Below are 7,416 nucleotides of genomic sequence, written 5' to 3' on the forward strand. Positions count from 1 at the left end.
TGCCAGTCTCGAACGCTGGCGAACCTAGCCCATCAGCTTATATCGGTTATGAGATAACCCCATCAGGCTCACCCCCTGAGCCCCACCCGCTCCATACTCCCTCCTGACCCGGCCACCCGCTCGCGAATGCCCCGCCTCTCCAAATCCCGCCTGCAAGACCTGCAGCAGTGCCCCAGGCGCCTGTGGCTGCAGGTCCGCCACCCCGAGCTGCGCGAAGACTCGGCCGTGGCGCAGCTGGTCTTCGCCGCCGGCCACCGTGTGGGCGAGGTCGCGCGCACGCTGGCGCCCGGCGGCATCCTGATCGACCCGCGCGTGCCCGGCACCGACCGGCCCGACCTGGCCGAGGCGCTGCGCCTCACCCGCGAGCTGCTGGCCGCCGCGCCGCGCCGCCCGCTCTACGAGGCCACCTTCGAGCGCGACGGCGTGCTGGTGCGCGCCGACCTGCTGCTGCCCGCGCCCGGCGGCTGGCGGCTGGCCGAGGTCAAGTCGACCAGCTCGGTGCGCGACTACCACCTGGCCGACGTGACGATCCAGCGCTGGGTGCTGCAGGGACAGCTGAAGGACGACTCCTGGGCTGCCGGCCCGCTGGCGCCGCTGGCCGGCGTGGAGCTCTGGCACGTGAACACCGGCTGGACCTGGCCCGGCGGCGCCGACTACGCGGGCCTGTTCGCGCGCGAGGACCTCACCGCCGCCACCGAGCCGCTGCTCGACCAGGTGCCGCGCTGGGTGCGCGAGGCCGAACGCATCCTGCAGGGCCACGAGCCCGCCGTCGCCATGGGCGAGCAGTGCCGCACGCCCTTCGACTGCCCGTTCCAGGCGCACTGCGCCGCCCAGGCCGGCCCGCAGCCCGAGTACCCGGTCACGCTGCTGCCCAACACCCAGGGCAAGAAGCTGGCCGCCCAGCTGCTGGCCGAAGGCATTGATGACCTGCGCAGCGTGCCGCCCGAGCGCATCGAAGACCCCGAGCTGGCCATGATCGCCCGCGTGACCCGCGAAGGCGCGCCGCTGCTCGAGCCGCAGGCCGCCGAGAAGCTCGCGGGCCTGGGCTGGCCGCGCGCCTACCTGGACTTCGAGACGATCGGCTTCGCCGTGCCCCAGTGGCCCGGCACCCGGCCCTACCAGCAGCTGCCGTTCCAGTGGTCGTGCCAGATCGAGGAAGGGCCGCCGGGAAAAGAGCCGTCAGAAGGAGGGCCGCCGGAAGGAGGGCCGCCGGAAGGAGGGCCGTCAGAAGAAGGCCAGGTGCGCGAGGCCGCCTTCCTGGACCTGAGCGGCGCCGACCCGCGCCGCGCCTGCGCCGAGGCGCTCGCGCGCGAGCTGCCGGCCAGCGGCCCGGTCATCGTCTACAACGCCGGCTTCGAGCGCAGCGTGCTGCGCGCGCTGGCCGGCGAGTTCCCCGACCTGGCCCGCCCGCTCAACCGGATCGCCCGGCGCCTGGTGGACCTGCTGCCGCTGGTGCGCGCGCACTACTACCACCCCGACATGCGAGGCTCGCGCTCGATCAAGGCGGTGCTGCCCACGATCCCCGGCGGCGCCGACTACGGCCTGCTCGACGAAGTGCAGCACGGCGCGGCTGCGCAGGCGGCGTACCTGGAGGCGATCGATCCGGAGACCGGGGAGGCCAGGCGGGCGGAGCTGGAGGGGGCCTTGAGGCGGTATTGCGCGATGGATACGTGGGCGATGGTGGTGGTGGCGAGGTTCCTGGAAGGCGTGCGGAAATAAGACAACTCCGATCGGAGAGTGTCTGCATTGCTCAAAATCGGCGAGGCCTCCGCCCCTCTCACTCATTCGGCCTAGTCCGACGAATCCGCGCGTGGCTATGATCGACCGTGAACCCTTTGGAGCGGAATCCAAAAGTGCCTCGTCAGAATCGCAGGAGTGAGGGCAAATGGCCTCAGGTAGAGCGCTTTGCCGCTGTCTGGTCGCTGCCGACGCTCGCCCAGACCGTGTCAGTCCGGTATTCCGCCCGATTGAGTCGAAGTTGGGGGCGAACCAATCTTGATCGGCACACCATCTCGCTGGCCCCCGAACTGAAGAACAACGCAGAGTTGCTCGACGCGGTCCTATGCCATGAGCTAGCCCACATAGCGGCGTACATTCTCGTCGGCCATTCCGAGCGCCCCCACGGGCCGACGTGGCAACGCCTCGTCGCTGATGCCGGTCATCGCTCTGCGGCGCGCCTGGCCGACGACACCATCGCCCCCTCGTCACGCCATGCCGAATCGAGGCGGTATTTGCATCGCTGTCCAATTTGCGATTTCTCGCGCCGAGCGCGAAAACCGATGCCCAGTTGGCGCTGTTCCGACTGCGTGGTTAGTGGTCTGGATGGCGTTCTCATTATCGAAGAAAACCGCCCATGACTAGTGATCCTCGCGTTTGTCCGTTCTGCGCCGTTGACGCGAACCGAGTCTTCCTTGAGTGGACTCACATATGCGCCCTATGGGATGGGTTTCCGGTGTCGGACGGTCACGCGCTAATCGTGCCGCGCCGTCATATTCCGACTTGGTTCGATGCGTCGTTAGATGAACGAGCGGAGATCTTCGGTGCGATCGAGCGAGTCTGTGATTTCATTAGGTCGAGGGGCCCGGTGGACGGGTTCAATGTCGGAATCAACATGGGCGAAGCGGCAGGGCAGACGGTACCGCACCTGCATTTGCATGTGATTCCCCGTCGTCATGGAGATGTCTCCGATCCCCGTGGCGGGGTAAGGCATGTGATCCCCGAGAAAGCCAATTATCTGGTCAACCGGGAGACGCCTTCGACTCTGTTGACGGCACAGGAGCCGAGAATCGTCGAGGCGGTTCTGACTACCGGAGGCGATAACCCGCTGCTGACTCAGCTTGAGCGCGATCTAGCGAATGCCCTCACCTTGGATATTGCAGTCGCGTTCGTTATGCCGACAGGTGTCGACCGGCTTTATCCACATTTTGAGGACTTGCTTACCCGAGGTGGGCGGCTGCGACTCTTAACGGGCGATTACCTTGATGTCTCTGATCCGGACGCCTTGCATAGGTTGATGGATCTACGAGCGCTATATGGTTCAGAGCGCTGCGTACTCCGGATCTTCGAGAGCAAGGGCCATAGCTTCCACCCGAAGGCTTACGTGTTGACCCATTCCGTTGGCAGGGGTGTCGCGTATGTCGGAAGCTCTAATATGTCCGGATCGGCACTTGGAGACGGTATCGAGTGGAATTACCGTGTTGCGTCCGCACGCGATGCAGACGGCTGGAGTCGCGTCCGCACTGCGTTCGAGGCGCTATTCAGTCATTCTTCGACGACGGATTTGGACGAGCGCTGGCTGGCCGCCTATCAGTCGCGGCGAAGGGCGCCGATCAGTGGCGCTTCGGGCCCGGTGGATCAATCTGTCGAGACGCCGCTGCCGCCCCCGGAGCCGAACCTGGTCCAGCGTGAAGCACTAGACGCGCTTCGGAGAACGCGCGCAGAAGGGTATCGAGCTGGCCTGGTCGTCATGGCCACCGGCCTCGGAAAGACCTGGCTCGCAGCATTCGACACTGCCAACGAGTCTTTCGCGCGTATTCTCTTCATCGCTCACCGCGAGGAGATATTAAGCCAGGCGGTCGCCACCTTCCGGCGTATCCGACCGCAGGCGTCAATGGGCTTGTTCAATGGGAGCGAGCGCGCGCCGGATGCCGAGATCCTGTTCGCTTCCGTTCAGACGCTCAGCCGTGTCGAGCACCTGCGCCGTTTCGATCCAAAAGATTTTGACTATGTGGTGGTCGATGAGTTCCATCATGCCGCTGCCGCGACGTATCGCCGCCTAATTGACTACTTCGAGCCTCGATTCCTCCTGGGCTTGACGGCGACGCCTGAGCGCTCGGATGGTGGCGATCTACTTGCGCTCTGCCAGGAAAACCTTGTCTATCGCTGCTCCGTGCCGCGCGGCATCGAGGTTGGGCTCTTGAGCGCGTATCGATACTTCGGTGTGCCGGACGACGTCGACTACACGAACATTCCCTGGCGCAGTACTCGCTTCGACGAAGAGGCGTTGACAGAGGCGGTCGCGACACAGCGGCGAGCACAGAACATTCTCGAGCAGTGGCGAAAGCGGGGGGGCGAGCGGACTCTAGCGTTCTGCGTGTCGCAGAGACATGCGAATTTCATGCGCCGCTATTTCGAGAGCAACGGTGTCAAATGCGCAGCCGTCCATTCGGGTGCCGAGTCCGATGCCCGTTCGGTATCGCTCGAGCTCTTGGCCTCGGGTGAGCTGAGTGTCGTGTTCGCCGTCGACATGTTCAACGAAGGCGTGGACGTTCCGGCGATCGATACGGTGATGATGCTGCGCCCTACCGAGTCGCAGATTGTTTGGTTACAACAGTTCGGTCGCGGACTGCGTAAGCATGGGGATAAGCGGCTCACGGTCATCGACTACATCGGTAATCACCGCAGTTTCCTGCTGAAGGCTCGGACGCTCCTGGCGTTGCCGGCGGGGAGTGATCGCGATCTATATGCTGCACTGAGCAAGGCGGAAGCCAACGAGCTCGACTTGCCGCCTGGTTGCGAAGTCACTTACGACCTTGAGGCGCTCAACATCATGCGCGCGCTCTTGCGGATTCCGTCCGATCAAAGTGACGCGCTGCGCGACTACTACGTGGACTTCCGAGATCGAAACGGTGAGCGGCCAAAGGCAACCGAGGTATATCACGACGGTTACTTGCCACGGTCGGGAAACCGCAGGTATGGGTCGTGGCTCGGGTTGGTCGATGCTATGGGTGACCTGGACGCCGACGAAAAGCGAGCCCTTCAGCACTCTCGCGCCTTTCTCGACGCGCTGGAGTCGACGAGGATGACCCGCAGTTTCAAGATGCTGGTTCTTCTCGGAATGCTGAACACTGACGCGATACCTGGCCAGGGCATCGAGGTGGACGCGCTGGCGGGCGAGGTCGGTCGCCTTGCTAGTCGGAATCCGAAGCTGGTCGCCGATCTCGGTGTGCCCGTTGATGACCTTAGCGGGATGCGTTCGCTGGTTGAGCGGGGGCCGATCGCCGCATGGACTGGGGAGCATGCGGTGTCCAACGCCCCGGCTTTCACATACGAGTCGGGCGTGTTCAGGTACGCACAAGATGTGCCGGAGCAGTTGCGAGAACACTTCCAGTCGTTCGTGCGAGAACTCGCCGAGTGGCGGTTGGCGGAGTATCTGTCGCGCGTAGGCCCGCCCGTCGGTGAGGTCTCGTTCACGATGAAGGTGAGTCATGCGAAGGGTCGCCCCATGCTTTTCCTGCCGGACCGAGATAAGACGGCAGGGCTGCCAGAGGGGTGGCAGAGCGTGTTAATCGACGGCAAGTCGTATGAAGCCAACTTCGTCGAAGTTGCGGTCAACGTACTGCGTGCCGCCGGCAGCCAGGACAACTCCCTTCCATCGATTTTGCGAAGCTGGTTTGGACATGATGCTGGCTTGCCCGGTACAAACCATGTGGTGGTTTGCGAACGTACCGATGGCGAGTGGACTCTGCGTCCAGCGAATCGTCGCAACTCAGATGAAGCGGAGATCCATAGACGATATACGCGTGAGCAGATACCCAGGCTCTTTGACGCCGAGTTTTCGGAGGCGATTTGGAACGCTGGATTTGTGGTCGTCAGTCCGAGTGAGCCGAAGCACATCGTCCTGTTGGTCACCTTGCAGAAGGGCGGGATGACGAGCAATTTTCAATACGGCGATCACTTTCTCTCTTCCGACATGTTCCAGTGGCAGAGCCAGAATCGAACGAAGCAAGAGAGCAAGAGCGGCACCCTGATACGGGAGCACCAGGCTATAGGAGCGCGGGTTGAACTGTTCGTGAGGGCGGAGAAGAAGCTGGCTGGTGGCGGTGCCGCGCCGTTCGTCTACTGTGGTCCGGTGACATTCGTTGACTGGGAGGGCGAGAAGCCGATTACTGTGCGTTGGCGCCTCGAACAACCACTGACGGGGCGCTTGGCGAAGGAGTTCAGTGCTCCATCCTCCTGATGTGTATCTGGCAGTGCGGCGCGCCGCAGCCGGTGGTCGTACCTTCCGGTGGAAACGTCGGAGTAAATCTGGCCCACCCGACTCCTGTTCGATTCGGCTCTTCGATGCCTTGCCGAGCGGGGCGTGCCCCGCTCGGCGCTTGTCTTTCAGTCGCCAGCTCTCGCCCGTGATCTGCACGATGTGGGCGTGGTGCAGCAGCCGGTCGAGCATCGCGGCGACCAGCACCTGGTCGTCGGCAAAGGTGCTCGCCCACTGCGTGAACGGCAGGTTGCTGGCCAGGATCATGCTGCCGCGCTCGGCATGCTGGCGGAGGCCGTGTCGAATCACTACCTGCCGCGAGGCGAGCGGCTCGACGACGCCGCGCATTGCCGCCTGCTGCAGCTCGGCTGGTGGGCGCCGACGCACGAGCCCGAGGAGTCCGGTCCGCGCGCGTGGGGCGGATCGCCGAACTACTTCCTGATGATGGAGGCCCCGGTGGACTCCGGCATGCTCGCCGAGATCGCAATCGGGGCGCTCGTGTCGGTGTACGGGGCGAAGGCTCCGCGGCAGCTCGAATACAGGGCCTTCTCGCGATGCGGGGCCGGGATCGAGCTTCCGGTCCTGGGCCTCGCCCCGGCGGAGCGTTGAGATGAAGGTCTTCTACTCGCCGAGGATGGTCGCCGACTCCGGCAGCTTCTCGCCCAGCGCATCCAAGCCCGAGTGGGTCGTGCAGGCCTGGCGCGAGGCCGGCCTGCCGATCGAGCTCGTCGAGCCCGGGCCGGTCAGCCGTGAGCAGCTCGCGCTTGCGCACGATCGCGCCTTCGTCGACGGCGTGCTCGATGGTCGCATCGCCAACGGCTTCGGCAATCGCTCGCAGGCGGTGGCGGCGTCGCTGCCGTTCACCTCGGGTGCGATGCTGGCGGCCGCGCGCGCGGCGATCGACGGCGCCCGCGATAGCGCGCCCTTCGCCGGCGTCGCGGCGGCGCCGTGCTCGGGCTTCCACCACGCCCGGCACGACGGCGCCGCGGGTTTCTGCACCTTCAACGGCCTGATGGTCGCGGGCTGCGTGCTGAAGCAGGAAGGGCGCGCCGCGCGGATCGGCATCCTCGACTTCGACGAGCACTACGGCGACGGCACCGACGAGATCATCGAGCGGATTGGCGCCGACTGGGTCGTCCACTACAGCGCAGGGCGGCATTGGCACTCGCCGGCGCAGGCCGAACGCTTCCTGGCGGAGGTCCCGGCCATCGTCGACACGATGGCGGACTGTGACATCGTCCTCTACCAGGCCGGCGCCGACCCGCACGTCGACGACCCGCTCGGCGGATGGCTGACCACCGGGCAGTTGCACCGTAACCGTACGGGCAACCCATCTTTCCCGCCGCGCTGATCGATGTCAGCCGTCGGCGAGCGATGCGGTCCAGCGATGCGGCAGCAAGTCGTCGATGCGGCGCGCCGGGTACGTCGGCAAGCGCTCC

General features: G+C 64.9%; 5 protein-coding genes and 1 pseudogene. 5 read left to right on the forward strand and 1 reads right to left on the reverse strand.

The features are described from left to right. Nucleotides 1-126 precede the first annotated feature (126 nt). From FHP08_RS14245 to FHP08_RS14255, 3 genes are all read left to right on the forward strand, one after another. On the forward strand, nucleotides 127-1,719 hold the full coding sequence (locus FHP08_RS14245) for a DUF2779 domain-containing protein (RefSeq protein WP_147705130.1): 1,593 nt from the start codon (nucleotides 127-129) through the stop codon (nucleotides 1,717-1,719). Nucleotides 1,720-1,943: 224 nt separating this feature from the next. Continuing rightward, nucleotides 1,944-2,357, forward strand: a complete 414-nt coding sequence (locus tag FHP08_RS18825; protein ID WP_225879149.1) for a SprT-like domain-containing protein — start codon at nucleotides 1,944-1,946, stop codon at nucleotides 2,355-2,357. After that, nucleotides 2,354-5,959 carry a DUF3427 domain-containing protein gene (locus FHP08_RS14255; RefSeq protein WP_147705132.1) on the forward strand — a complete coding sequence of 1,202 codons (3,606 nt, stop codon included), beginning with the start codon at nucleotides 2,354-2,356 and terminating at the stop codon, nucleotides 5,957-5,959. Before FHP08_RS18825 ends, FHP08_RS14255 begins: the two co-directional genes overlap by 4 nt. A gap of 117 nt (nucleotides 5,960-6,076) precedes the next feature. Here FHP08_RS14255 and FHP08_RS14260 read toward each other — a convergent pair. Beyond that, nucleotides 6,077-6,256, reverse strand: a pseudogene (locus FHP08_RS14260) (ATP-binding protein); the annotation flags it as partial. Between FHP08_RS14260 and FHP08_RS18830 the strand changes: the two are divergent. Next, nucleotides 6,212-6,586 (forward strand): TY-Chap domain-containing protein, encoded by a 375-nt coding sequence (locus tag FHP08_RS18830; RefSeq protein ID WP_407704036.1) that lies wholly within the window; start codon nucleotides 6,212-6,214, stop codon nucleotides 6,584-6,586. The pseudogene FHP08_RS14260 and the gene FHP08_RS18830 overlap by 45 nt on opposite strands. A gap of 1 nt (nucleotide 6,587) precedes the next feature. Beyond that, the gene (locus tag FHP08_RS14265) at nucleotides 6,588-7,328 is read left to right on the forward strand and encodes an arginase family protein (RefSeq protein ID WP_147705133.1); all 741 of its coding nucleotides are present in this window, start codon (nucleotides 6,588-6,590) and stop codon (nucleotides 7,326-7,328) included. The last annotated feature ends 88 nt before the right edge of the window (nucleotides 7,329-7,416 follow it).

This window comes from Zeimonas arvi (genome assembly GCF_008039575.1).
GTDB lineage: Bacteria > Pseudomonadota > Gammaproteobacteria > Burkholderiales > Burkholderiaceae_E > Zeimonas > Zeimonas arvi.